The organism is Sporolactobacillus sp. KGMB 08714 (assembly GCF_036598985.1).
Classification (GTDB): domain Bacteria; phylum Bacillota; class Bacilli; order Bacillales; family Sporolactobacillaceae; genus Sporolactobacillus.
Window position 1 is genome coordinate 60,837 of sequence record NZ_JAUUBW010000002.1, and the last position, 25,469, is coordinate 86,305.

A 25,469-nucleotide genomic window follows, 5' to 3' on the forward strand; every position below is an offset into this window, starting at 1 on the left:
AAATTGTCAGCACGGCCGCTTAACAAGTATAAATAAGGGGATAACAGCATGAGTGACTTATTCGCGGATCGCACGCCCCCGCACAATACGGAAGCCGAGCAGGCTGTTCTCGGGGCCGTTTTCCTTGAGCCGTCGGCAGTTATTACGGCATCGGAAAAGCTCACGCCCGAAGATTTTTACCGTACAAGCCACCAGCTGATTTTTACCGTGATGCTGGATCTGTCGGATCGAAATGAACCGGTCGATGTTGTGACCGTAACGGACGCTCTTCAGTCCGCCCGGCATCTGGAAGAAGTCGGCGGTGTTTCTTATCTTTCGGATCTTGCCGGTTCGGCTCCGACAGCGGCCAATATCGAGTATTACTGCAATATTGTCGCAGAGAAGGCCCTGCTCCGCCGGCTGATCCGTACGGCCACCCACATCGTTTCCGAAGGTTATACACGCGAAGACGGTGTGGAAAGCATACTCGACGATGCCGAAAGAGAAATTCTTGAAGTCGCCGAGAGAAAACGGACGAGCGAATTCCGGACAATTAAAGACGTTTTGATTGAAACATACGACAATATTGAAATGCTTCAGAGCAGGAAGGGCGACGTCACCGGTACGGCGACCGGATTCGTCGAGCTTGACCGGATGACGGCCGGTTTTCAGAAAAGCGATCTGATCATCGTTGCGGCCAGGCCTTCCGTTGGGAAAACGGCCTTTGCTCTGAACATCGCTCAAAACGTGGCTACGAAAAATGATGCCAGCGTGGCGATTTTCAGCCTTGAAATGGGCGCCAGACAGCTGGCCATGCGCATGCTCTGTGCGGAAGGCAACATTGATGCCCAGAAGCTGCGTACCGGCAGGCTGGAAGACGACGACTGGCAGAAGCTGACGATGGCTATGGGCAGCCTGTCGCAGGCGAGAATCTATATCGACGATTCCCCGAGTATCCGAGTGAATGATATTCGGGCAAAATGCCGAAGATTAAAACAAGAAAAAGGTCTGGATATAGTCATTATTGACTACCTGCAGCTGATTTTGGGATCGGGCGGCCCGCGCCGCCAGGAAAACAGGCAGCAGGAAGTTTCCGAGATCTCCAGAACACTGAAAGCAATGGCGCGTGAACTGGACGTGCCGGTCATTGCCCTGTCGCAGCTTTCGCGCGGCGTTGAATCCAGACAGGACAAACGGCCGATGATGAGTGACATCCGTGAATCAGGCAGTATCGAACAGGATGCCGATGTCGTGGCTTTTCTGTATCGAGACGACTACTACGATAAAGAAAGCGAAAAACAGAACATCATCGAAATCATCATCGCCAAGCAGCGAAACGGACCCGTGGGGACGGTCGAACTGGCTTTTATCAAGGAATACAATAAATTTGTCAATATTGACCGGAAACATCAGGCAGAAGATATGCCCCCCGGTGCGTAGGGCCTGCAGAGTCAGCCATTCCGGCCGGTGATCATGACGAACATTTTAAATCCGAACAAAAACCGGGTTTTAAATATGAACGTTCGTTTTTTCGTTGACTTTTTAGACAGAAAACTGTTAGACTTGATGATGGCTTGAGTGAATAAATCATTAGGGGGCTACATCATGTCTTCTGTAGTTGTAGTGGGTGCCCAGTGGGGCGATGAAGGAAAGGGAAAAATTACAGACTATCTTTCAGAGAACGCGGAAGTTGTCTCCCGTTATCAAGGCGGAGATAATGCGGGCCATACGATTGTCTGGAATGAAAAAAAATATAAACTGCAGCTGATGCCTTCAGGTATTCTTTATGATAATAAAATCTGTGTGCTTGGCAACGGAATGGTTATCAATCCGAAATCATTGTGCAAAGAACTGGATTATATGGAAGGACAGGGCATTAAAACGGACAATCTGCGGATCAGCAATCGTGCGCATCTTGTCCTACCCTATCATTTGAAACTGGATACGCTTGAAGAAAAGAGAAAAGGCGCGTCGAAGATCGGTACGACTCAGAAAGGGATCGGTCCGGCATACATGGATAAAGCGGCGAGAGTCGGAATCCGGATGGCCGACCTGCTTGAACCGGAAACATTTAAGAAGAAACTGGGGAAAAATCTTGCTGAAAAAAACCGCCTGCTGGAAAAAATGTATGACAGCGAAGGCTTTGATCTTGACGATATCTACAGCGAGTACCTTGCTTACGGCGAACGTGTGCGCCGTCTTGTCTGCGATACATCGGTTGTATTAAACGATGCGCTGGACGCAGGCAAACGAGTGCTCTTCGAAGGAGCGCAGGGCTGCATGCTGGATATCGATCAGGGGACCTATCCTTTTGTGACTTCATCCAATCCGGTAGCCGGAGGAGTAACAATCGGCGCAGGTGTCGGTCCGACCAAAATCAATCATGTGGTCGGCTGCGCAAAATCCTATACGACACGCGTGGGAGACGGGCCGTTTCCGACCGAACTGAACAATGAGATCGGCGATCGGATCCGTGAAACCGGCCATGAATACGGAACAGTCACGGGACGCCCGCGCCGGATCGGCTGGTTTGACAGCGTTGTCCTGCGCCATTCCCGCCGCGTCGGCGGACTGACCGATCTGTCGCTGAATTGTATCGATGTACTGACCGGCCTTGAAACGGTAAAAATCTGCAAAGCCTACGAATACCAGGGCCGGGTGATCGAAGAATTTCCGGCAAGCCTGAATATATTGGCACAGTGCCGCCCGATTTATGAAGAGATGCCCGGCTGGACGGAAGACATTACGCAGGCGGATTCACTTTCGGACCTGCCGCAGAATGCCCGTCACTACATGGAGCGCATCTCACAGCTCTCCGGAGTCCCGCTTTCCCTGTTCTCGGTCGGTCCCGACCGCAGACAAACAATTGAAGTGCGCAGTGTCTTTGCCTGACTGACAGAATGGGAATACTGCAAGTCGGCCCAAATGGCGCAATCCGATCGAGTGACTGACAACAAAAGCGGTTTTACCGAATTAAAAATCTTTTGCTGAGGACAGCGCTGTGGCGCAGCAGCGCCGGAAGCGCCTAAATCCGATAGAAATAAAGTAAAAGGCCAAAAAATAGGGAATGGATAGACTTTTTCGTCATGCTGATTCAGGCGGATTCCTTCTAAATCCCGAATTTAATTTCGGTGCGGGTTTCCGGCGAATCGAAGCGGGATTGGCCTGATTCAGAGCGGCATCTTGGTTTTTTGGCGCAGCCGCTTTTTTTCAGTTTAACTTTTTAATCGTTTGGTTTGATCCTTTCGCGGCTTGGTTTACTGCCTAAATTTGATCGGATTGCTGCACACGATCTGTCAACCGGAAGCCGTTTTTTTCTTACCGCTTATTAGAGAGCGGGAGAGAACACTTTTTGTCGTGAAACCTCAGATTGAATCATTGAACGACTGGATGAGCAGACAACTGTTTTCACATGGCCATTTCAATGAAAGCATGCTGTTTGTATTGTTCCGATCCAACAACTTTATTTATGTTTATCTTATAAGCCGGCCCGGAGGCAGTCATTCTGTTTCCGGGCCGATTTTTTACGTGCAGATCGGCCGGCGGCGCCATAGATATGGGTTGCCGGACGATCGGACAGGGCCATTTCATCAATGAAAATTTTGATCAATAAGCCTAAATGGGTTCACGCAGTATGATTTATTGAAAAATAGTTGCTATTTCCATTCATCGATGGTACAATATTGTTTGTGCCGCGAAAAGGCTGTACCATTGACGAGCTTATTCATCATAAGCAGCGTCGGAAGAACTGAAAATTATCGCGGGGTGGAGCAGTCTGGTAGCTCGTCGGGCTCATAACCCGAAGGCCGCAGGTTCAAATCCTGCCCCCGCAACCAATGGATCCGTGGTGTAGTGGTTAACATGCCTGCCTGTCACGCAGGAGATCGGCGGTTCAAGTCCGCTCGGATCCGCCATTACATATGGCTCGGTAGCTCAGTCGGTAGAGCAGAGGACTGAAAATCCTTGTGTCGGTGGTTCGATTCCGCCTCGAGCCATGCTTTTTGAATACGGAACGTTAAACACGGCTTGTTACATACAGTAAATTTAATAAGCCAAACGGCAAACCTCTGGACGAAAGGGATCCAGAGGTTTTGTGTGCTGCCCGGGTATTTATGACAGAGTGATTCTTCTTATGTTAAAATGAGATGAAACTTGATCTTTTGTCAAGTATTCGGTCCCGCTTTCCGGCCGCGCCTTGAGAAGGCCGGAAAACGGCTGCAGGCCGTTCGGGAAGGCGGAAAGGCCGACGCCCACATTTTATTCATTTTAACGAATGTGGGCATAAAAAAGAAAGATTTGCGAGGGGGCTGCCTCATATGGAGAGCAAAATTCTAGTTGTAGACGATGAACAGCCGATAGCGGATATATTGCAATTCAATCTGGAAAAGGAAGGTTATGAGGTTGTATGTGCCTATGACGGTGAAGAGGCTTTGAAAAAAGTGGAGGAAGAAAATCCGGATATGGTTCTGCTTGACGTGATGCTGCCGGTCAAAGACGGAATGGAAGTCTGCCGGGAAATCCGCAAGACGCACAATATGCCGATTATCATGCTGACGGCCAAAGATTCGGAAATCGACAAAGTGCTCGGGCTGGAAATGGGCGCGGACGATTATGTGACCAAGCCGTTCAGCAACAGGGAGCTGATCGCAAGAGTCAAGGCAAATCTCCGCCGTCACAAGCAGGAGGTGCCGGAAGATGAAAAAGGCAAGGAGAATGATATTGAGATCGGCGATCTGGTGATTCATCTGGATGCCTATGTCGTCACCAAGCGCGGGAAAATGATTGAACTGACGCATCGCGAATTTGAGCTGCTTCACTACCTCGCCGATCACATCGGCCAGGTGATGACCAGAGAAAACCTGCTGCAGACGGTCTGGGGCTATGATTATTTCGGCGATGTCCGGACCGTCGATGTCACTGTACGCCGACTGCGCGAGAAAATTGAGGACAATCCGAGCAGACCTGCCTGGCTGATTACACGGCGCGGAGTCGGCTATTACCTGAAAGTGCCTAATCAGGAGTCGGCGGAATGAAGAAAGTCGGTTTTTTTAAATCGATTCAGTTTAAGATCATCATCATTTACACACTGCTCATTCTGCTTGCCATGCAGCTGATCGGCGTTTTCTTCACCGATCGGCTGAAAACCTATTCGCTGGACAATTTTGAAAATTCCCTGATCAGCCAGAGTAAAATCATGGCCTATAATATCGGCGAAGCGATCCGGGAGGCAAGGGATTCGAACAGCAGCAATCCGAATAATGTGGCCAAGCAGGTCAAAAACCAGTTTTCCGGAGTGGACAGCGGCATCCGCGAAATGGAAGTTATTGATGACAATGGCGTGATCATCGCGGCGGACGACAAACATTCGAACGTGATCGGAGAGCGAACGACCAATGAATTAATCATGCGCGATGTTTTATCATCGAACGAAGCCAATCGATACCGACGGACAGATCGGAATACCGGGGAGAGGGTCGATATCGTAACGACACCGATCCGGGTGAACAATCAGAAATACGGCGTCCTCTATGTGGAAAAATCATTTGAAGGCGTCTACGCGCAGCTGCGGACGATCAATCAGATACTTGCCACTGCGACGATCTTCTCTCTCCTTGTCACGGCGGTGCTGGCCTTTTTTCTGGCACGGACCATTACCAAGCCGCTGGTACAGATGCAGCGGCAGGTACTCGCAGTGTCACAGGGAAATTTCTCGAGGAAGGTGGAGATGGTCGAAAGGGATGAAATCGGACAGCTGGCCGCGTCTTTTAATAATATGACAAAGAAATTAAGGGATGCGATTGCTACAACCGAGTCCGAACGGCGCAAACTGAAATCTGTTCTGACTTACATGACGGACGGAGTCATTGCGACGGATCGGAAGGGAAATGTGATTCTGATGAATAACCGGGCGGAAGAACTGCTCGATGTTTACCGTCATGATGTCACCGGAAATTCGCTGCTTGATCTGCTCAAAATCCGCAGGAACTATAAAATCATGGATCTTTACGGGATGTCCGATTCAATCATGCTTGACTTCAGCAGTGATGAACAGACCGTTCTGCTCAGAGCGAATTTCTCGGTTGTCAAAAAGGAAAACGGTGCGGTCAACGGGCTGATCGCCGTCATTCATGATGTGACGGAACAGGAACAGGTGGACATGGAGCGGCGCGAATTCGTTGCCAATGTCTCGCATGAGCTGCGGACCCCTCTGACAACGATGAAGAGCTATCTTGAAGCCCTCCAGGACGGTGCGGTCAACGATAAAAAACTGGCGGCAAAATTTATCGATGTCACGCAGAGGGAAACGGAGCGGATGATCCGTCTTGTCAAGGATCTGCTGCAGCTGTCGCGGCTCGACGCCAAAAATTATAAAATCAATCTGCAGCGGACCGACTACGTGACTTTTTGCCACAGTATCATCGACCGTTTTGAGATGTCGAAGAAACAGAATATCCAGTTTGTCCGCAAATTGCCGGCAGGCCCCTTTTATGTCCAGATCGACCGTGATAAGCTGACGCAGGTGATTGATAATATTCTTTCAAATGCAATGAAATATTCTCCGGAAGGCGGTCTGATCACGTTCAGGGTAGTCAGAAGAGGGTATAACATCCGCACCATGATCAGCGATCAGGGTGTCGGTATTCCAAAGGAAAACCTGGCCAAAGTATTCAACCGTTTCTACCGGGTCGACAGAGCGCGTTCAAGGAAACTTGGCGGGACAGGGCTCGGCCTGGCTATTGCCAAGGAAATGATTGAGGCTCAGGGCGGAGATATTTGGGCGGAAAGCGAGTGGAACAGAGGAACAACGATTCACTTTATCCTTCCGCTTGACCGGGAGGAAGGATAAAGTGAATCACGAAGCGTTCAAAACGATCCTGCTCAGCGCTCTTGTGCTGGCAAGCATTGCGATGACCTGGAATATCTGGTTCTATAAGACAGATTATGAAAACTATAAGGGGCCTTCCGAATCCGTGAAACCCGTTGCCATTGCCCAGTCCAAAAATATTGCGGATGTGGTCCGCCCTTCGCTTGTGCTTCAGCATGTGAATAATGAGACCTTCGGGCAGACGGACAGCAGCCTGATCACGAAAATCTACAACCTCTTTCAGAAAGCAGCTTTTACCGATGCCTTTCCTTCCGGCACAAAAAGCGTACCGAAACGCATCGGCAGCGTTTCCTATGAGCTGGTTTTTCCCGGGCCGCTGACGTTTGACGCCTTGCAGAAAGTGTTTCATTTCGAACAGATGGATCCCGCACTGGCGGCAGGCATGTTGGCGGACCGTGTGGAAATTTATTCTTCATCGGCAGACGGACGGGTGCTGACGGCTGTTTTTCGCTCTGAGCAGGGGAAAGACTTATTTTATGCCACAGTCGGGCACTTAACGATGGACGCGTTTAAAAATGCGTTTGAGAAAGTCGTGCTGCAGCCGTACGGCCGGCAGCAGTTTAAAAATAAATCTGTGTATCTGCCGCTTGGGACAACCACGATCAGCGATGTCATGACTTATTATGAGGAACTGCCGGTCGAAGAGTTTATATCGGTTCTGTTCAATGATCCCAATAATGTTTTTTATACAAAAGAGAAAACAGTCTATTCCGATGGAACTCGGCAGCTTGAAAAAACAGGCAGTATTCTGCAGTATGTCAATCCGGGTATCGGCGGCAGCGCGTCGGGTTCTTTTGATCCGATTACCCACAGCATCGATTTTGTTAACAATTTTAGCGGATGGACGAACGATTACTTATACGACGGCCTTATTTCAACAGGAAAAGACCAGACCAGCGCAGAATTCCGTATTCAGGTCGGCAATTACATGGCTTATAATACGGAGTACTACCCGAACACCTACCTGCCGGCGATGGAACTGACCTGGAAAAACGGACAGCTCAACACGATGAACAGGACGCTGCTCACTCTCAGTCTGATCGACGCTCAGGGCAGCGTCACTCTGGACTCCGGAACAGATACGCTGCAGAAGCTGCGGCGGACATCGATACCGATTAAAAATATAGAGGACATGGCCATCGGCTACAGACTGGATACACCGCAGATCGGAAAAGACCATTCGTTAATACTGACACCTGATTGGTTCTACAAAATAGACAATCGCTGGTATTCGGTAGCCGACGCCACCTTGCCGCAGCATTCTCTGAATCAAAGAGGAGGAACGCCATGAACTGGAGCAAAACTAAGTCGATTTTCATTATTTGCTTCTTTTTATTGGATGTCTTCCTTGTCGTTGAATTGTACCAGAGACAGCAAACGGAAAGCATCGGGGGGCTCGTTGACGGACAGAATGCAAATGTTCTGCAGAACGGGAGTGTCAAGCTGCAGACCGTGCTGCCGCCAACCCCTCAGGACGTCACCTTCCTTCGCGGAAGCCGGGTCGACTTTTCTAAAGAAAGGGCGGATGTTGCCGCGCTGATGAGCAACGGAAGAGGAACGGCCAAGCAAAAAATCAGTATTGAAAACAACGGATTGCTGCTGCACAGTCAGTTCGAGAGTCCGGTCACAGGATCGGTGAGCAATGTGAACTTTCAGAAAAAATTGCTGGCCATGGTTTACCAGGGGCAGGATTTTGTGCTGTGGCAGTCGGGCTCCGGCAGCGGGACGGCGAACTTTGTCCAGCTCTTCAACAATCGGCCTGTTTTTATCAGCGGCCGGAGCAATATTCCGATGCTTGATTTTACGGTAAGCAATAATCAGGTTAGCGGTTACCGGCAGAGTTATTTCAGCTTTAAACAGACCAATCGTGTCGGGATCATCTCTGCAGAGACGGCAATCAATAATCTGGCATCGGCGAATGATTTGCCGGGATCCGAGCATCCGCAAATCAAAGTTGTTGAATTAGGTTATGTGAATCTTATCGGCGATGCAGGTTCCGATCCGCTGATTTTCGTTCCTGCCTGGCATATCGTCGTTAAGAAAGATACGAACACCAGCGAATTTTTCGTGAATGCCGTTTCCGGGACGGTCCAGTCGCTTAACTGATGACGGACGGGATGCGGTTTTTATACGATGAAGAACGGATAATCGGATAGGCGCTGAACAAAGCGCCGCAGCTCCGTGTCTGTTCGGCATGAGGCCGTTAAAACTGAGCCTCCGGCAGCAGAGTGCCTCAGGATCTGCAGGCGGCAAATTTCCATATAAAGTGTCCGGAAAAGAAGAAAAACAGAGAAGAAACAGGGCGTCCGGTTCTGCCGGAAAAGCGGGCCGATGCTGATTGATTTGTTCATTTTGGGGAGTGAGAAATCATGGTTTTGCATTACAGCGTGCTGGCGAGCGGCAGTACAGGAAATGCGCTCTATCTGGAAACGGAGGGACAGCATCTCCTGATCGACTGCGGCCTGAGCGGCAAGAAAATGATTGAGCTGCTCGGCCAGATCGGCCGCAAGCCTGAAGATATTGATGCGATTCTTGTCACGCACGAACACAGCGATCATATAAAGGGACTGGGCGTTTTTGCGCGCCGTTTTCAGACACCGGTGTATGCCAATGAGAAGACATGGCAGGCGATGTCTTCGATTGTCGGGAAAATTTCGACAGATCAGAAATTTGTCTTTCAGGCGAACACTGTACGCCGTTTCGGAGGGCTGGATATCGAGTCGTTTTCCGTCTCTCATGACGCCGCCGATCCGATGTTCTACGTAATCCATGAACAGGAAAGGAAACTGACACTGCTGACCGATCTCGGTTATGTTTCCGGGCAGATTAAAGCTCTGATCCGCGATTCGGACGCCTATATCATGGAGGCCAACCACGATACAGAGATGCTGATGATGGGCAGATATCCCTGGAGTGTTAAACGAAGAATTCTTGGAGACACCGGTCACATTTCCAATGATGAATCCGGGCTGGCACTGACAGAGGTGCTCGGAAACCGGACCAAGAAAGTTTACCTCGCTCACCTCAGCAAGGATAATAATATGAAAGAACTCGCGCGTCTGAGCGTCGGTCAGAAGCTTGAAAGCACCGGTCTGAAAATCGGGCGGGATATCGGACTTTTTGATACGGATCCGGAACATGCGACTCAGCTGACGGCGATTTAAGGTTTAACAGAAACAATTTGAGGAAATCCTGTACATAAGCCGTTTGAATTCAGCATCAGAGCAGTCCGATCATTCAGCATAAGCCGGGCTGCGCGGCATCGTTTTTTCATCTTCGATTTTTCCGGTGGATTTTTGGGTTTTTTTCGACGGTTATAAAAATTGTCACATAATTTTTGTCAAAAAAAACATCGGTGGTACATTAAAGTCACAGGCAAGTCTCTTGTCCGGGGAAATATTGTGTCTATTTGCTGTGGGATCAAAAAACCGAAACGAAGAGGAGAAATGATGTATGGGATATTACGATGACAATCGTACAGAAAATCCACCGTCGACGGATCCCGCACCGAATCATTCGGAGCGAAGACGGGGGCGCGGAGGCTGGTTTTTTGCCGGATTTATCGGGGCTATTGTCGGTATCGTCTGCTTTCTTATTTTTGCCCCGATCTTGTCCAGTCTGGGTGTGCTGCCCTATTCCGTGACGACCGGAAGCCAATCGAACAGCAATGTCACCAGTCCGACACTGACCCGGGATGTTAATGTGAATGTCAACACATCGGTAACGAACGCAGTAGCCAAGGTTTCTCCGGCAGTCGTTGCCGTGATTAATCTTCAAAAGGCGAACTTTTTCGATAATCAGTATACCGAATCGGGAATCGGGTCAGGTATTATTTACAAAGTTCTCGGTTCGTCCGCTTATGTCGTAACAAACGATCATGTCGTTTCCGGTGCGAGCAGAATTGAAGTCAGACTGACCGATAATAAAAAGGTGCAGGCCACGGTTCTCGGGACCGATGCCCTTTATGATCTCGCTGTTCTCAAGATCTCTTCTTCCGATATCAAAACGGTTGCCCAGTTCGGTAATTCATCTACCCTGAAACGCGGGGAACCGGCCATAGCGATCGGCAATCCGCTCGATTTCTCCGGTTCGGTGACGGAAGGCATTATCAGCTCTACAAGCCGGACGATTCCGGTCCAAAGCAATAATACGACGGTCGAGGCTCAGGTGCTGCAGACGGATGCGGCGATTAATCCAGGCAACAGCGGCGGAGCACTGGTCAACATCGCCGGACAGGTCATCGGCATTACTTCATCGAAAATTACATCGGACAATACTTCATCATCGGACAGTTCACAAGGTGTCGTGGAAGGTATTGGGTTCGCGATACCGATTAATATAGCCAAACCGGTTATCAGCAAACTGGAGAGCGGCACCAAGATCCAGAGGCCGATGCTCGGTGTCAGCATTGTCGATCTTTCCATGGTGCCGCAGTCTGAGATCAGCCAGCTTCAGCTCCCGAGTTCCGTGACGTCGGGCCTTGTCGTCACGGACGTTCAGAAAGGAAGTCCGGCTGCAAAGAGCGGACTTCAGGCCGGAGATGTCATCACAGAAATCAATGGCTATAAAATCAGCAGTTATCTTTCTTTTTCCACTTACATGTATAACAATCTTCAGGCCGGCCAGACCGTCAAGATCAAGTATTATAGAACTGGAAAGGAATCGACGACGGATCTGACACTCGGCAGCACGACCTTCTCCTAAACAGCGGATGACAGGCTCGGAGATCTCTTGATGATCTCCGGGTTTTTTGTATGTGCGCCAAAAATTTCGGCGGATTATGTCTGTATATAAGCGGTCGAACAAAGATACCGCATTCTGCGGCCTGTTCGAGGCCGGCCAAGATCGTCGCCGCTGCGCTTCTGGCCTGTTTCCTTTATATCCGGGGGCAACCGCGAGGCAGCAAAAATTCTGGCAGGGGACTGAAATCCGGACCATCCCTGCGTTTTTATACCAAAATTTTGAGAAATCCTGTCATTTTTAAAATCAATAACAGATAGGCCAGTGAAAATGGACCGTTGTTGAAAAACTGTTACTGGCACGATTCTTCAAGCATCCTGCTATCATTTTCCGAAAACCCGGTTTGAGAGGCTGGGAACAAAAAATTTTTTCTTGTTAAAGGACAGTCCACTAGCGCATCCCGCCGATCTGGGGACAATCTGTGTACAAGCACTACAAGTTATGCACAAATTATCCACAATAGGGGAAAAACTGTGTATAATTGAAATAAGTTTCAACATTTCCTATAATAAAACGAAAATGGAAAAGAAACGCTGCATCGGACAATCGCACGCGTCTGACACCTGAATAGGCTTAAGAAATGCGGCCGGAACATCTATGCAGGTATCTATTAGGGGTGTGAGAAAAGATACGATCTGTCGGGATTGACAATCAAGACAGGAAAAATTCAGAGTACGGATCAACAGGTTATCCACATTGGCAGAAAATGTCGTTTCTTTTGGTACAGATATGGTGGCAAACGCCTGCTTGCATACTGAATGTGGATAGCCCCTGTGGATATGTGCATAAGTTCTGTGCATAACTTATGTATAGGGATGGGATAAACTGTGAATATCGATATTTTATGTGTCGGAAAACTGAAAGAGAAATACTTTAAGCAAGGAATTGAAGAATACATCAAACGTCTCGGTCCCTATGCGAACGTCTCTGTGATCGAGGTAGCTGACGAGAAAGCTCCGGAAAGCCTCTCGCAAGCCGAAATTGAACAAGTCAAGACAGCCGAAGGCGAGCGGCTGCTGAAAAAACTGCCGGACAACGCATACGCCATCGCACTGGCCATACAGGGCAAACAAATGGCGTCGGAGGCCTTTGCCGAAAAGATCAGGGAGCTGGCCACGTACGGGCACAGTCATATCGCCTTTATCATCGGCGGATCAAACGGCCTGAGCAGCGCCATGCTGCACCGCGCCGATTTTCAGCTTTCATTTTCTAAATTCACCTTTCCCCATCAACTGATGCGGCTGATCCTGGCCGAACAAATCTACAGAGCGTTTAAAATAATAAGGGGAGAACCGTATCATAAGTAAATGAGGTTTTTTGCAGTTCAGTAGAGGTTTCAAGCTAAATATGTTAGTTTTTATAATAAGGTCTTGGTTAGTTAGATTGAAATAAGAGCGAATTTCAATCAATGAGGGAATAGTTTCTAACCCGTATGGTATGTAGGAATTTATCTATTGACAGTGCACACTAAATATGAGAACTTATGTTTGTAAACAAGGAGGGAGGATATAAATGATAGTTGCAGATATTGAATTTGAAAAAGAACTTTTTTCAGTTGCCAATAAATTAAGAGGCATGATTGCTCCTAGTGAGTATAAGAATTATGTTCTACCGCTTATATTCCTTAGATATCTATCATTGAAATACGAACAAAGAAGAGATGAAATAAATCAACAATTGATAAATTCAAAATACAGTAAAGATCAAATTGAGAACGAAAAAATATTAGAGGATAGAACCGAATATCTCAAAGAAAATGTATTCTATATTCCAATAAAAGCAAGATGGAATTATTTACAAAAAAATGCTAACGGGGATAAAATAAAAGAAATAATAGATTCTGCAATGGAAATCTTGGAAAGTGAATATAAAGAATTAGAAGGCGTACTTCCTAAAATATTTAAAGGGTCAAACATTCCTAACGAAGTAATTAGTGAACTGATAAAACTTTTCTCTGAACAAATATTCTCTGCACATGATGGAAGAGACGTTGACTTGCTGGGAAGGGTATATGAATATTTTATAAGCAATTTTGCCTCTACAGAGGGTAATAGGGGTGGAGAATTCTTCACTCCTTCTTCAATAGTTAAGTTATTAGTTGCTATGCTAGAACCAACAAGTGGAACAGTGTATGATCCAGCATGTGGATCAGGTGGTATGTTCATACAATCCCAACAGTTAAATAAGTTTCGCAGCAATTTAAAATTTATTGGCCAAGAACAAAATGAATTAACGATCAAAATGGCAAGAATGAATGGAATTTTACATGGAATATTTCCTAATATAAAACAAGGCGATACACTGCTCAATGATCAGTTTCCCAAATTAAAAGCAGAAACTGTTATATCAAACCCTCCATTTAATATGAAAGATTGGGGGGCTGATCGAATATCTAAGACAGATCAAAGGTTAGTTGGGCCAGTTACTAATAGTAATGCAAATTATATGTGGATTCAACATTTTTTATACCATTTAAAAGATGGTGGATTAGCAGGGTTTGTTATAGCAAATGGGGCATTAACTAGTAACCAAATCGCCGAAAAGAGTGTAAGAAAATATTTGATCAATAATGATTTTGTTGACTGCGTAGTTCAATTGCCTGAAAAAATGTTTTTTAGTACCCGAATTCCAAGTGCATTAATATTTTTAAGTAAAAATCGAAATGGTAATTTTGAATGCGCCTCTAGAACAAAAGAGGTATTGTTTATTGATGCAAGTGGTAGGGGGTCGTTAATAAATAAAAAAAATAGAGTGTTTTCTGATGAAGAAATTGAAGAGATTGCAAAGGTGTATCATTCATTTAAGTTTAATAATGATAACCGTTACGTACAAAAAGGTTTTTGTAAAAAAATAAATACAGAAACTATCATAGAGAACAATTATAAATTAACTCCTACCTTGTATACTGGAATAGAAATAAAAGTTGAAAAGGAACCACCCTTTAAGCAGGTAGTAGGTGAATATAAAGCAAAATTAAAACAACAATTTGAGGAATCAAACAAACTTCAAAAAAAAATTATAAAAAACTTAGATGACTTAAATTTAGAGGATTTTTAGAATGGGAAAAGATTTTATGAATTATGAATTGGGAAGAATAACAAAAATAGTTAATGGTGCCACCCCGTCAACAAAAAGAAAAGAGTACTATGACAATGGTACAATTCCATGGATTACGCCCAAAGATCTCTCAGGATACGCTAATAAACATATTTCTCGTGGCGAGCGGAATATTACACAATTAGGACTTAAAAGCAGTTCAGCCAAATTATTACCTAAAGGAACCGTATTATTTTCGTCTAGAGCTCCTATAGGATATGTGGCTATTGCAAATAATAACTTAGCTACTAATCAAGGATTTAAAAGCTTTATATGCGATAAGGAGATTATTGACAATGAGTATCTTTATTATTTCCTTATAGGAAAAAGAGATGCTATTGAAACAATGGCAAATGGCAGTGTCTTTAAGGAACTTCCATTATCAACAATGAAAAATATACCCATTAGTCTGCCTTCCTTGGCCATTCAGAAAAAAATAGTTCGAATTTTAGGCGACTTGGACAAAAAAATTGAACTCAACTATGACATAATGACAAATTTAGAGAAATTGGCTGAAAGAACCTATAAACACTGGTTTGAAGAGAAGCCTGAATGTAATGAATTAAGAATCCGAAAAGGATGGTATCAAGTAAAAATAGGAGATGTGGTGAAATTAGTTGGAGGTGGGACCCCCAGGACTGATAATAGTGAGTATTGGAATAATGGAGAAATTAATTGGTTCACGCCTTCAGACATAACAAAGTCTAATGGTATATTTGTGGATGAATCTCAAAGAAAAATTACTGAGAAAGGGCTGGAAAATAGCACAGCTAAACTGATTCCATCACATTCATTACTGTTATCAAGCAGAGCAACAATTGGGGAGTTAGCCATAAATCAAAAACCAGCAGCAACAAATCAAGGTTTTATTGTTCTACTACCAAATAATAGAATCTCTCTCTATCAGTTATATTTTTGGGCAAAGCGAAACAAGAGAAGAATAATTTCAATGGCTAATGGTAGTACATTCAAGGAAATTAGCAAACGTGATTTTAAGTCAATTGAGATAATGTTGCCAGTAAGAATAGAGAAATTCAATTTAATTATGAAAGAATATTTTGATCAAATTGAAAGGTTAACCAATGAAATATCTACATTAAAGATGATTAGAGATAATTTAATTCCGAAGTTAATTAAATAATTGAAAAGAGACTGTCTCATAATACGAGAAAGTCTCTTTTCTCCATTGAATTTTTCTTTAGCCGTCTGTGATTTTTATCCAAACTTCACCATGTTCTGATCAGATGAATTGTTTATTTTCACTAATCCAGCCAAAGTCTACATCATAGGGACGCTTTTCATCATGAACCAAACAAAGGTGCTTTCCCTCTTGCTTTAATTTATAAAGAGGGAGACACACTCTCTGTCCTAATCTAGTATTACAAGTGGCATGTCCCCATGCAACTTGATTAGGTTTATGTTCTAAAGTTTCATAAACTAGAGGAACCATATGAAATAAGTTAACGGCTGTTGACCGTGTTGATCCTTCAACTTGTTCTTGAGAATTAGCTAGTCCTGAAGCTCCATCAAAAGATATCATCTCATGTAATTCATTATATTCGATTGTCTGTTCACATAAAGGGCAGCAAGTTATCGAATTTCGTAATATGCCTTTTTTTTCAAGATTATCAACATCAATTAAATTTTGTTGAATTAAAATGGCTTGTAAGTGTAAAAAATCACTTTCTTGGTACGGACTATTTTTTGTTTTAATGATCAACCATGCTAGAAAAGCCTTGGAAAGAAAATTAGTTTCTGCATTTGCGTATTCAGGTGCAAATATACCTTGTGGTGGGCCAGCTTTTTTTTCTTTTTTATTACTAATCGATGATAGCCGTAAAATATAGTGACCTATGTCACTCACACTTTTATCTCTTCTAGAAACAATTTGGCCATTCTTTTCTAGATGTCGTATCTCCCAATCTTTTAAAGGAGGTAAAGTTTCAAGTGTGGAATATGTACGATACAAAACGAACGCATTATACCCAACTTTTATAGGACAATCAGGATTAGAAAATTCCCGTTTTACCACTCCTGCTGACTGAAAATACTGCTTTGGAAATAGCCTAATTACGTAACCATCTTGATAATTTTTTAAATTTACGCTCTCTAATTTTTCATATGGGATTATTACTTTATTATTTCTGTAGACATGGTTCTGGTATGCCCCCTTGTCACCACCTCTAGGTGTACAATAACCAGCTTTACTAACTTTATCAAGGTCCTTTTTGTCGAATAACGATGTCCAAACAAATTCAGGATATTTATTATGTCTACCGGAGTGTCCACTTTCAAGCCGACAACCGTTTATACCACACAAATTCATTAAGCAGAGCACCTCCCCCTCAAAAAATCTACATAATTATATTACAATTAAAATGTGAATCATTCCATACCGAAAAAAAACGATTTAACATTGGTTTTTGATAACCAAATGCTTTTCTGTCAAAAGTGTTCCTGAAAATATGACAATAGTGAGTTTTGGAGATTACAATATACACTGAGATATTTTTTTAAGAACTTATGTCATTCAAAAATGTAAAGTACAGACATATCATTTTCATTATTTGACTGATGGTTCTCATCAGAAAGCATATTAATATGGAATTTGATCTTATTTATTTCAAGAAAGTCCCAAATATAATCACTTAGTTCATCTTTATGATTATGAGTGCTAGAATTAAGAAAGTTCAACTTTCTTGCAATTCCCGCAGCAAACAGATCTGCAATTTGAATATGAGGACTAACATAAGAAGGCACAGTGGTTAATCCTGAAAGTAAGACCCGACTTGCATATTTCCTATGAAGTCTTTCATCAAGGCGCTCTTCCAGTTGAGTTAATTGATATGCTTCTCCTGTTTCCTCGTCTTTTTGATAAAGTATCTGCCTTGGTAGATCTATACGATGAGTGTTTACTTCGTGATCAACGCCTAAATGGATTAATTGATAATACATATCAAATATTACGTCCTGAATACTTTGATGAGCCAAAGATTTTTTGACAGCAATTGCCTTAAAGCTGGACATTGGTAATGAATGTGCGATTAGCGAAAAGAATTCCTTATATATATCCAACTGATGCTTTTTTACTTCCCGTAAAATGGAATTCCTTTGGTAGCCGAACACCGCTTTCTACTTTTTGTTTTTTCCAAACTTTTACTTCGTGTCTAAATGCTTGTTGAGTATGAGAGTCTAATATCCACCATCCACCAACAACAATGTATTCATCATTTTTTGAGCTTTCATCAGCAAATATTGATATTGTTGGGCTTCCAGGTTCATTGGCCAGCATTGCTTCTTTTATCGATTCCTCGCGACTTCTTCTGTAATCTCTTACTCGTTGGCTATCTTTAAAAAGACCATATTCGTTTGTGATTTTTGCTCTGGCTCTAGCGATTGATGTGAGCCGTTTTAAATGTGAATAATCCTTATAAATATTGAGGGTGTCGCTGTCAACCCCATCAAATTCTCTCCAATACTTAATCTGAAGGGTAACATCAGAAAGCCGCGTTTTTGGATATTTATTTAGTAGATATGCTACCCGTGTTATCAAGTTATTGATTTCATTATTTTCAAGGCTTTGTAGCAATTTAGTTCGTTCTTTATCAATTCTCTCTTTCTTTTTCTTATCTTGAATGTCTAATTCTTCTTCAGCATCCTCCTGATTTTCTATTTCTTCACTTATTTGATCAAGAATCTCCCTTTTATCATCGTCCACTTTTCTCACCTTCTAAATATTTCCTAGGGGTTACTTCTACCTTAAAGTTAAGAATCCTCCAAAACCAACAAAATGTAACATTAATGACAATATTCTTTTTACTTATTATGGTTATCTCCCTTTAACAAGGCTTGCTACTCTCTATAATGATGGGTACAGATCCGTAATAAATACGCCTTGTAAATTTATATTATTACTTTGAAATGACTTGAATTGTCTGATAAGAATAATCAAGTCTTTTTAATAATTAGTCAAGGATGCGATATCAAATATGGGAAACAACTATACCCAGAAATCGTTTGTAAATTTGCAAACAGTAAAGAGTTCAAAACGTGTTAGTGTTATTTCACTAAGGGTCGTGAAAGAAAAAAGTATTCTTTACAGCAACCGATTTATCCGTTCCCCAGAAGACAGCTATCAATGTATTAAACCCTTTTTGGAGTGTAGAGATAGGGAATACTTTATCGTGGTTTCTCTGGATACAAAAAATCAGCCTATGTCCGTCAACATCTGCCACATCGGCAACTTGAATTTTTCTATTGTGCATCCACGAGAAGTATTTAAGGCAGCAATTCTGTCTAATTCGTGTTCCATAATCGTCGCTCATAATCATCCGTCAGGCATTGTAGAGCCAAGTCAGGAGGATAAGGAGATCACGAAGAGGCTCGTATCTGCTGGAAACATTATTGGTATTGAAGTTCTGGATCATATCATAATCAGCGATGATAAATATCTTTCCTTCAAGGAGCAGCGATTAATCTAAGTGTTAGGTGGGCACAGATATGTATAATTTCAATAAAAATGACTTTGCTGAAATCATGCAGCGCAAATACGGGATTGTTGTTGATAAGCGTCAGGTAGGAGAGGAGTCTATTAATTTATATAAAGATGAACTTGATGAGCAATTCATTTCACAAGAAATGAAAAACGAATTACCAATGAGATTGGTTTGCCAAACTTGCTCATATATTTCAAAAAATGACGAATGGATTATCAGTATCTTTTTAGACGAAGACAACAATAGTCCTGTTTTGCTTGTTTGTTTAGAAAATGGTGTCACCATACTTGAAGAAAGAGTATAATATTCCTCATTTTTTACTTTTTGTATAATGAAAATATCGTCAGTATCGTAAAAATGTGACGATGATGACAATATTGACGATATTTTTTTTGACTTTTGGTATTGAATGATGTAAATAGTATTTATTGTATGTATTTAATAAGATGATGAGAAGGAAGGGCAAATATGACAAAAAAATATTCTACACGCACGCTTTATGGTTGCATCATGACCTCTAATTATCCAGATGATGGGCGTAATATTATTGATACAATGAAAAATAAACTAGTCCAAAGCCTGAAACTCCTTTCCGTAGTACTGGGATCTATAATTAAAAATCCAATTATAATGATGAAAAAATATCAATTAATGAGGAATGCTGGTCTCTTGAAGAGCTAACTTTACTTATCATTATGCTGAAAGCATATTCCCCAAAGAGATATCCTGCAATGGGGGAAGCACTTCAAAACTATAAACAGAACGGGGAATCCCCCACCAAAAAAGTAATAAATGAAAATAGACGCTGGTTGCATCAGGCATTGGATGTGCTATTTACTGTGGAACATAAAAATTGGCACGAGGATGTCAGCGAGGGTGCATTGGGGGTGTTACTCACAAAAAAAATCAATCGTGAAGCGATACAAAAGAATATTAAAGAGGTACAAGATAATATCCAGCAATCAGAAATACTCAAAAGTGATACGGAGTCCGTACCCGCGCAAATTATTGCAAGATGTGCTTATCCTGAACTCATCGATCAATCAAAGTCAAGTACCACAGAAGAATTAGCGAACTTAGTGAAAAAAATAATTGAAGGGCTTGAAAAGGTTCATGGGGATACAGTGACAACGATCGCTGTAAATGAAGTCAATAAGCGCCTGAATATCATTGTGGAGGACATCAGCTTCAATTATGGAAAAGACAAGATCTTCAATGAAGATTTTTGGCGGGGACTAAGTAATAAGCCTATAAAACTCAAGAAGAAAATAAATGTTGAAAAATTATTAAGGGAACGTTTTCAGATAGAGTTTGAAGAAATAGACAAATCCACATTTTAATACATATTTATATACGTATGTCAAGGGGTAGATCGGGACGCTTTAAATCCTATCTACCCCGTTTTTTTACCTGTAAAACCGATTAAACTGGGGGTACAGATTGATAAGGAGGCAGTAAACAATGGATTTTTCGAAAGAGCGAGAGGTAATTGTTAAGGCATTAGGTCAGGTAAAAATGCTGAATGAGGTTACCGAACTACGCATCATGAACACCAATAAAGGAACCGTAAGTGGTTACTTCAATCAGCTTGATGACCTAGCCCAGAATGCGATTCAAAATGCGAAAAATGCTCCCGGGGTATATTTCACGTTAAATCCAGTGAAAAAAGAACTGCTCGCCCGAGCATCAAATCACGTACTCCAGTGGTCGAAACACACCACAACAGATGATGACATTGAATGCAGAAGATGGGTTCCGTTGGACTTTGATCCTGTAAGACCCGCGGGGATTTCATCAACTGACACGGAGCATGAAGAAGCCATGGTATTGGCAGGGAAAGTTAAGGCTTACCTAACAGGACTTGGTTTTCCAGCTCCGATTCAAGCTGATAGTGGTAACGGTGCTCACCTTCTATATCGGATTGATTTACCGAATAACGACGAAAGTCGAGAACTGGTGAAGGATATCTTGGAAGCACTGGACAGTTTGTTCAGTAATAACAAGGTCAAAATCGATACTTCGGTGTACAATGCAGCGCGCATCTGGAAGTTGTATGGGACAGTAGCGCGCAAGGGTGATAATACGCCAGATAGGCCACACCGATATGCCAAGGTTCTCAAAGTGCCCTCTCCTTTAGAAACCGTATCTGAAAAACTTCTGAAGAGTTCGGTTGGCAAGAAAGAAAGCCTTATATCATCTTCGAAATTAAAGGGTCCGGTTTCGAATCAAAAAATCGACGTAGAAGCGTGGCTTCAGAAACACGGTATCGAAATCGCACGGAGTGAACCTTGGAATAATGGTTCGACAAAGTATGTGCTGAAAACTTGCCCTTGGAATTCGGATCATACTGATAAAGCAGCGTATGTCATTCAATTTCCGACTGGCTTAATCAAAGCAGGGTGTCATCACGATAGCTGTTCAAATGAGACATGGCGAACGCTGTGGAATAAATACGAACCTGGATCAATTTCCTCAACCATATCGGGGAAGCCAGAGAAGATGTCACAGGCTGATGAACTGGTATTGATTGGTTCGGAAGCCGAGTATTATCTGGATACAGAAAGTAAGGAAGTATTCGCGTGCTTTGAAAACCAAAGGCATTATGAAACATGGAATTTAAGAAGCCTCGAATTTCAGCAATGGCTGCGTTATCTGTACCATCGTAAATTTAAAAAAACCGCAAAGACGGAAGCGATTAATCAAGCATCACTTTATTTCGAGTCACAAGCCATGTATGAGGGCAACGGACATTATCAGACGATTAATCTACGGGCAGCAAAATCACCGGATGGTTACTGTTACGATCTGACCAATGCCAAGTGGGACAAAATAAAAATAACCGCATCAGGATGCGCACGACTAAATACTGATGCTCCACTATTTTTCAGAAGCAGTTCTGCAAAGGCACAGCCTGATCCCCTCTTTCCAGGGGATGTCAGATTGCTGCTCAATCATGTTCATCTTAGGAATCAACAGGATGAAATACTTCTATTGGTATATCTAATTACGTGCTTAATCCCCGATATATCTCATGTTGTACTTGTCCTTAATGGTGAAAAAGGGGCAGCGAAATCAACAACTATGCGAATGTTAAAAAAAATTATCGATCCATCAAAAATTGAATTGTTGGTTTTACCCAAAACTATTGATAATTTGGCTGTAACACTCACACAGAACTACATGCCTTGCTTTGATAACCTGGGGGCGTTGACCAAAGAGCAAAGTAATCTTCTTTGTGTAGCATCAACGGGCGGTGGTATTTCCAAACGACGCTTATATACTGATGCGGATGATGTTGTTCTCGATATAAAAAGATGCGTCGCACTCAACGGGTGTAATTGTCAATTGAAAAATCCCCCACATAGTCATTAAGAATTCCCCCACCTGGTTCTTGATTGAGCAGGGGAATCAAAGGACAGTTTCACTAATTAAAATGGGTCTAATCCCAGTTGTTTTTCCAGTTGAAGATTTTTTTCTTTCAGATCTTCGATCTCCTTTTTTAAATGATCAATTTTCTCCAGAAGACGGTCTATTTTTGTCTGTGGATCAATGCCCGGTTCGTTAGCTGTACCTTTAATACGACGCCAGTCGTTAAAACGATACATCCATCTTTCATCCATGATTCCTTCTGAATCAGCCTGAATCAGGGAATTTTCTTTCAGCCATTGGACAATTTCTTCCATCTCAGGTTCCCATCCGTAAGAACGGATGAACTGAAAAATCTCGGTAGCGGTCATTTGCCCCATTCATTTTCCTCTTTTCATGATCTGGTTTTAAAGCCTAGTTTAGCTGCTGCTCCTTAAGCCATTCCTTTGTTTCCTTCATTCTGTAAGAATTCCCGTTCATATTCACCAGATAGGCCTGGTGAGTTAATCGGTCTATCATCGCAGCGGTCATCACAGGATCCTGAAAAATTTCTCCCCATCTTTCAAACGATAGATTGGTTGTGATGATCGTTGATTTTCGCCCTGCCCGAAGGGACAGATGGGTGAAGAGAAGTTCGGCACCTTCCTTGTCGAAAGAAATATAGCCCAGTTCATCTACGATGACTAGATCATATTTTTCAAAACGCATCTGAAAACTGCGCAACGTTTTGTCCGATCTGCATTCTTTCATTTGATTGATAAGCAGAGGCACGGTCGTAAACCAAACCCGATACCCAGCTTCGCAGGCTGTAATTCCCAGCCCGATGGCTGTATGTGTTTTTCCGGTCCCAGGATTACCGGCTAGAATCAGGTTCCGCCCTTCTTCGATAAATTTAAGTGTCTTAAGAAGATGGTATTTTTTCTGTGCATCCTCTGGAAGATCAGTAATAGATAAGTCTTCTAGATACTTCTTGTATGGAAATTCTGCTCGTCTAATGCGGTTATACTGAGCAGTTGCCCGTCGGGCATCCCACTCTTTCTGCAGAAGTTGGGCGAGAAATTTTGCGTAACTTACATCCTGCTGCGCGGCATCCTCAATTTCTTTCTCAAAACATTGGCGAATTGTTGGTAATTTTATATCTCGGCAATATTGTAAAATATGCTCTGTCTGTTCCTCATGACGATTCATTGGATCTCCTCCAGTTGGCCCACAGTTTCTGTATGAAAGAGTTCATCATACAGTTTGAGATGAATTTTAGCCTGTTCACTAATTGCCCGAGTTTCTTCCGAACCTGAAGAGATAACCCATTTCTGGACCTGATTTCTGGCACAGAGGATCTTAATCTTATCTGTTGTGACATGGCTGGGATTAATCCTGCAGAGAGTCTGGATGCTTTGCTCCACCTCACCCAGCGCAGCACCATCCTTGATGTACTGGATCAGTTCTATAAATTCTCGTTCATGATTGATATAATAAGTGTGATAAATGGATTGTATTCTTTGATCTGCCTGCTGCAGGGCTGCGCTACCAGCCAGTGCACCGGGCTTTTTCATTAGCGTACGGACATAATGATCTAGGTGCAGGCTCCACTCATGGTTACCAGCCAGGCGTTGATGTTCCGCTATTTTTTCTCCGTCGTAATAGCACCAGATTCGATTGGTGTAGATTTTCACGTGGACCATCTCTCCGACTAAGTGATCCGGAACGGAGTAATGGCTTTGGTCGATGACAAGAGTCGCATATTTATCCACCCGTGCTTCGACACATCGAGCGGCATCAAAAGACGGACGAAGGGGAGGAAAGTAAGCTTGTTCGGTCTCTAAGCAAGCTTTAGCCGTTTGATTTTCACGTTCAGATTGCGGTTTCTCAGCTAATCGTTCACAAACCGAATAAAGATAAGTATTTGCCTCTTCGAGCGTTTCGAAAGAATCACGAAAAGCGAAGGCTTTCCTCCGAATCACTTCAACACTCCGTTCCACGTGTCCTTTTTCATTTCCCCTACGGATATTGCAGAAACGAAAGCCAAAACCATAGTAGAGGGAGAGTTTGAGCAGACCTTCGGTTGGCTCCTTTTCGTTTTTCCCAACAAATCGTCTGACGGCAACCTTCATGTTGTCATAAATCATAGTCCGGTACACACCGCCTACTTTCTGGAAGAACAGGGCATGGGCTTCCTGAAAACATTCAGTTTTTTGCTTTGAGAAAAGATAGGCCATTCGATAATTGCCATAGGCGGATGTGAAAACTGCCATCTGAAGGATTCTTAAATGGCCTGCAATGTTGATCGTTACTTCACCCCAGTCAAATTCACAGATATCCCCAGGTTGATAGAATCCCCTAATATAAGCTTCCTTCACTTTTTTCTCCAGTTGTCGAACGGTTCGAAGAACCGTACTATAACTGACTTTTATTCCCTCTGCAACCAGTGCTTCATAAATATCCGTAATCTTTTTCTGTTGCTTGTGAAGTCCCCTTGCCCGTTTTTCCTTATTCTCCTGAAGATAACCGATAATCTTTCCTTCAATACCCCCAGTCAGGACACGTTTTTTTCGGACATTAGAAGGATACTTAGGTGCTTCAATTAACTCCTGAATTAGTTCTTCCCGGTCTACAGGAATATTCCTTTCTTCCAGTTCAGCTAACTTTTGTTCATAGGTGTTGATATATTTCCGGATGGTTTTACGATCAATACCTGTATCTCGCGCTATCTCTCTTTGAGACTTTCCCTCCCTCAAGTACATTAATAGAATTTCTTGTTTCTGTTTCAAAGTCATCATCATCCCAATCTCCCCACAAGAAGACATCATCCTTTGTGGGTTCATTTTATAATAGAGTGGGGGAATTTTTAATGACTTTGGTGGGGTACTTTTAAATTACTACAAACAAACGGGATCAATATCGCGGTT

The 25,469-nt window shown here is 43.2% G+C and carries 22 protein-coding genes and 3 tRNA genes; 19 read left to right on the top strand and 6 right to left on the bottom strand.

The annotated features are described in order from the left end of the window. Positions 1-48 precede the first annotated feature (48 nt). The 14 genes from dnaB (at position 49) to Q6A92_RS01885 (ending at position 15,842) form a co-directional block, all read left to right on the top strand. Positions 49-1,419 (top strand): replicative DNA helicase, encoded by a 1,371-nt coding sequence (dnaB, locus tag Q6A92_RS01820; protein WP_274399139.1) that lies wholly within the window; start codon positions 49-51, stop codon positions 1,417-1,419. Positions 1,420-1,584: 165 nt separating this feature from the next. Then, complete coding sequence (locus Q6A92_RS01825; RefSeq protein WP_332236828.1) at positions 1,585-2,871, top strand: adenylosuccinate synthase; 1,287 nt, start codon at positions 1,585-1,587, stop codon at positions 2,869-2,871. A gap of 867 nt (positions 2,872-3,738) precedes the next feature. Then, positions 3,739-3,815 (top strand) — tRNA-Met (locus tag Q6A92_RS01830). 2 nt (positions 3,816-3,817) lie between these two features. Then, a tRNA-Asp gene (locus tag Q6A92_RS01835) sits at positions 3,818-3,893 on the top strand. An 8-nt stretch (positions 3,894-3,901) separates the two neighbouring features. After that, positions 3,902-3,974 (top strand) — tRNA-Phe (locus tag Q6A92_RS01840). Between the two features lie 321 nt (positions 3,975-4,295). Then, positions 4,296-5,012, top strand: coding sequence for a response regulator YycF (gene yycF, locus Q6A92_RS01845; protein ID WP_274399136.1), 717 nt, complete (start codon positions 4,296-4,298; stop codon positions 5,010-5,012). Continuing rightward, on the top strand, positions 5,009-6,826 hold the full coding sequence (gene walK, locus Q6A92_RS01850; RefSeq protein WP_274399134.1) for a cell wall metabolism sensor histidine kinase WalK: 1,818 nt from the start codon (positions 5,009-5,011) through the stop codon (positions 6,824-6,826). The genes yycF and walK overlap by 4 nt, the downstream gene beginning before the upstream one ends. Before the next feature lies 1 nt (position 6,827). After that, a complete protein-coding gene (locus Q6A92_RS01855; RefSeq protein ID WP_274399133.1) occupies positions 6,828-8,156 on the top strand; it encodes a YycH family regulatory protein in 1,329 nt (442 codons plus the stop codon). Beyond that, on the top strand, positions 8,153-8,971 hold the full coding sequence (locus Q6A92_RS01860) for a two-component system regulatory protein YycI (protein WP_274399132.1): 819 nt from the start codon (positions 8,153-8,155) through the stop codon (positions 8,969-8,971). Before Q6A92_RS01855 ends, Q6A92_RS01860 begins: the two co-directional genes overlap by 4 nt. A 263-nt stretch (positions 8,972-9,234) precedes the next feature. After that, positions 9,235-10,029 (top strand): MBL fold metallo-hydrolase, encoded by a 795-nt coding sequence (locus tag Q6A92_RS01865; RefSeq protein ID WP_274399131.1) that lies wholly within the window; start codon positions 9,235-9,237, stop codon positions 10,027-10,029. Between the two features lie 289 nt (positions 10,030-10,318). Beyond that, positions 10,319-11,569: a S1C family serine protease gene (locus tag Q6A92_RS01870; protein ID WP_332236829.1), complete on the top strand. Its 1,251-nt coding sequence runs from the start codon at positions 10,319-10,321 to the stop codon at positions 11,567-11,569. 863 nt (positions 11,570-12,432) lie between these two features. Continuing rightward, complete coding sequence (rlmH, locus tag Q6A92_RS01875) at positions 12,433-12,912, top strand: 23S rRNA (pseudouridine(1915)-N(3))-methyltransferase RlmH (protein ID WP_332236830.1); 480 nt, start codon at positions 12,433-12,435, stop codon at positions 12,910-12,912. Positions 12,913-13,117: 205 nt separating this feature from the next. After that, positions 13,118-14,662 (top strand): type I restriction-modification system subunit M, encoded by a 1,545-nt coding sequence (locus Q6A92_RS01880; RefSeq protein ID WP_332236831.1) that lies wholly within the window; start codon positions 13,118-13,120, stop codon positions 14,660-14,662. 1 nt (position 14,663) lies between these two features. After that, positions 14,664-15,842 (top strand): restriction endonuclease subunit S, encoded by a 1,179-nt coding sequence (locus tag Q6A92_RS01885; protein WP_332236832.1) that lies wholly within the window; start codon positions 14,664-14,666, stop codon positions 15,840-15,842. 99 nt (positions 15,843-15,941) lie between these two features. On the opposite strand, the gene Q6A92_RS01890 is transcribed toward Q6A92_RS01885, so the two are convergent. The 3 genes from Q6A92_RS01890 to Q6A92_RS01900 form a co-directional block, all read right to left on the bottom strand. Next, positions 15,942-17,027: a hypothetical protein gene (locus tag Q6A92_RS01890; RefSeq protein WP_332236833.1), complete on the bottom strand. Its 1,086-nt coding sequence runs from the start codon at positions 17,025-17,027 to the stop codon at positions 15,942-15,944. Positions 17,028-17,227: 200 nt separating this feature from the next. Further along, positions 17,228-17,776 (bottom strand): hypothetical protein, encoded by a 549-nt coding sequence (locus Q6A92_RS01895; RefSeq protein ID WP_332236834.1) that lies wholly within the window; start codon positions 17,774-17,776, stop codon positions 17,228-17,230. After that, positions 17,763-18,419 carry a hypothetical protein gene (locus tag Q6A92_RS01900; RefSeq protein WP_332236836.1) on the bottom strand — a complete coding sequence of 219 codons (657 nt, stop codon included), beginning with the start codon at positions 18,417-18,419 and terminating at the stop codon, positions 17,763-17,765. Before Q6A92_RS01900 ends, Q6A92_RS01895 begins: the two co-directional genes overlap by 14 nt. 271 nt (positions 18,420-18,690) lie before the next feature. Between Q6A92_RS01900 and Q6A92_RS01905 the strand changes: the two genes are divergently transcribed. The 5 genes from Q6A92_RS01905 to Q6A92_RS01925 all read left to right on the top strand — a co-directional run bounded on the left by Q6A92_RS01905 (position 18,691) and on the right by Q6A92_RS01925 (position 22,569). Beyond that, complete coding sequence (locus Q6A92_RS01905) at positions 18,691-19,182, top strand: JAB domain-containing protein (protein ID WP_332236837.1); 492 nt, start codon at positions 18,691-18,693, stop codon at positions 19,180-19,182. Positions 19,183-19,201: 19 nt separating this feature from the next. Continuing rightward, the gene (locus Q6A92_RS01910) at positions 19,202-19,501 is read left to right on the top strand and encodes a hypothetical protein (protein WP_332236838.1); all 300 of its coding nucleotides are present in this window, start codon (positions 19,202-19,204) and stop codon (positions 19,499-19,501) included. Between the two features lie 164 nt (positions 19,502-19,665). Continuing rightward, positions 19,666-19,878 (top strand): hypothetical protein, encoded by a 213-nt coding sequence (locus tag Q6A92_RS01915; protein ID WP_332236839.1) that lies wholly within the window; start codon positions 19,666-19,668, stop codon positions 19,876-19,878. 50 nt (positions 19,879-19,928) lie between these two features. Further along, a complete protein-coding gene (locus tag Q6A92_RS01920; RefSeq protein ID WP_332236840.1) occupies positions 19,929-20,537 on the top strand; it encodes a hypothetical protein in 609 nt (202 codons plus the stop codon). Positions 20,538-20,658: 121 nt separating this feature from the next. Continuing rightward, entirely contained in the window at positions 20,659-22,569 is a 1,911-nt protein-coding gene (locus Q6A92_RS01925) for a hypothetical protein (protein ID WP_332236841.1), read from the top strand. A 56-nt stretch (positions 22,570-22,625) separates the two neighbouring features. Here the strand turns inward: Q6A92_RS01925 and Q6A92_RS01930 are convergent, their stop codons facing one another. The 3 genes from Q6A92_RS01930 to istA all read right to left on the bottom strand — a co-directional run bounded on the left by Q6A92_RS01930 (position 22,626) and on the right by istA (position 25,340). Further along, positions 22,626-22,880 carry a hypothetical protein gene (locus Q6A92_RS01930; RefSeq protein WP_332236842.1) on the bottom strand — a complete coding sequence of 85 codons (255 nt, stop codon included), beginning with the start codon at positions 22,878-22,880 and terminating at the stop codon, positions 22,626-22,628. Positions 22,881-22,977: 97 nt separating this feature from the next. Further along, positions 22,978-23,751, bottom strand: coding sequence for an IS21-like element helper ATPase IstB (gene istB, locus Q6A92_RS01935; RefSeq protein WP_332236844.1), 774 nt, complete (start codon positions 23,749-23,751; stop codon positions 22,978-22,980). Continuing rightward, positions 23,748-25,340, bottom strand: coding sequence for an IS21 family transposase (gene istA, locus Q6A92_RS01940; RefSeq protein ID WP_332236845.1), 1,593 nt, complete (start codon positions 25,338-25,340; stop codon positions 23,748-23,750). Before istA ends, istB begins: the two co-directional genes overlap by 4 nt. Between the last annotated feature and the right edge of the window lie 129 nt (positions 25,341-25,469).

Bases quoted from the DNA above. Each gene is read 5' to 3' on its own strand.
- Q6A92_RS01885 (WP_332236832.1), top strand. From the start codon at position 14,664: ATGGGAAAAGATTTTATGAATTATGAATTGGGAAGAATAACAAAAATA.
- istA (WP_332236845.1), bottom strand. From the start codon at position 25,340: ATGATGACTTTGAAACAGAAACAAGAAATTCTATTAATGTACTTGAGG.
- Q6A92_RS01915 (WP_332236839.1), top strand. From the start codon at position 19,666: ATGACAAAAAAATATTCTACACGCACGCTTTATGGTTGCATCATGACC.
- Q6A92_RS01880 (WP_332236831.1), top strand. From the start codon at position 13,118: ATGATAGTTGCAGATATTGAATTTGAAAAAGAACTTTTTTCAGTTGCC.
- Q6A92_RS01930 (WP_332236842.1), bottom strand. From the start codon at position 22,880: ATGGAAGAAATTGTCCAATGGCTGAAAGAAAATTCCCTGATTCAGGCT.
- Q6A92_RS01920 (WP_332236840.1), top strand. From the start codon at position 19,929: ATGGGGGAAGCACTTCAAAACTATAAACAGAACGGGGAATCCCCCACC.
- istB (WP_332236844.1), bottom strand. From the start codon at position 23,751: ATGAATCGTCATGAGGAACAGACAGAGCATATTTTACAATATTGCCGA.
- walK (WP_274399134.1), top strand. From the start codon at position 5,009: ATGAAGAAAGTCGGTTTTTTTAAATCGATTCAGTTTAAGATCATCATC.
- Q6A92_RS01865 (WP_274399131.1), top strand. From the start codon at position 9,235: ATGGTTTTGCATTACAGCGTGCTGGCGAGCGGCAGTACAGGAAATGCG.
- Q6A92_RS01890 (WP_332236833.1), bottom strand. From the start codon at position 17,027: ATGAATTTGTGTGGTATAAACGGTTGTCGGCTTGAAAGTGGACACTCC.
- dnaB (WP_274399139.1), top strand. From the start codon at position 49: ATGAGTGACTTATTCGCGGATCGCACGCCCCCGCACAATACGGAAGCC.
- Q6A92_RS01860 (WP_274399132.1), top strand. From the start codon at position 8,153: ATGAACTGGAGCAAAACTAAGTCGATTTTCATTATTTGCTTCTTTTTA.
- Q6A92_RS01910 (WP_332236838.1), top strand. From the start codon at position 19,202: ATGTATAATTTCAATAAAAATGACTTTGCTGAAATCATGCAGCGCAAA.
- Q6A92_RS01870 (WP_332236829.1), top strand. From the start codon at position 10,319: ATGGGATATTACGATGACAATCGTACAGAAAATCCACCGTCGACGGAT.
- Q6A92_RS01905 (WP_332236837.1), top strand. From the start codon at position 18,691: ATGGGAAACAACTATACCCAGAAATCGTTTGTAAATTTGCAAACAGTA.
- Q6A92_RS01825 (WP_332236828.1), top strand. From the start codon at position 1,585: ATGTCTTCTGTAGTTGTAGTGGGTGCCCAGTGGGGCGATGAAGGAAAG.
- Q6A92_RS01925 (WP_332236841.1), top strand. From the start codon at position 20,659: ATGGATTTTTCGAAAGAGCGAGAGGTAATTGTTAAGGCATTAGGTCAG.
- yycF (WP_274399136.1), top strand. From the start codon at position 4,296: ATGGAGAGCAAAATTCTAGTTGTAGACGATGAACAGCCGATAGCGGAT.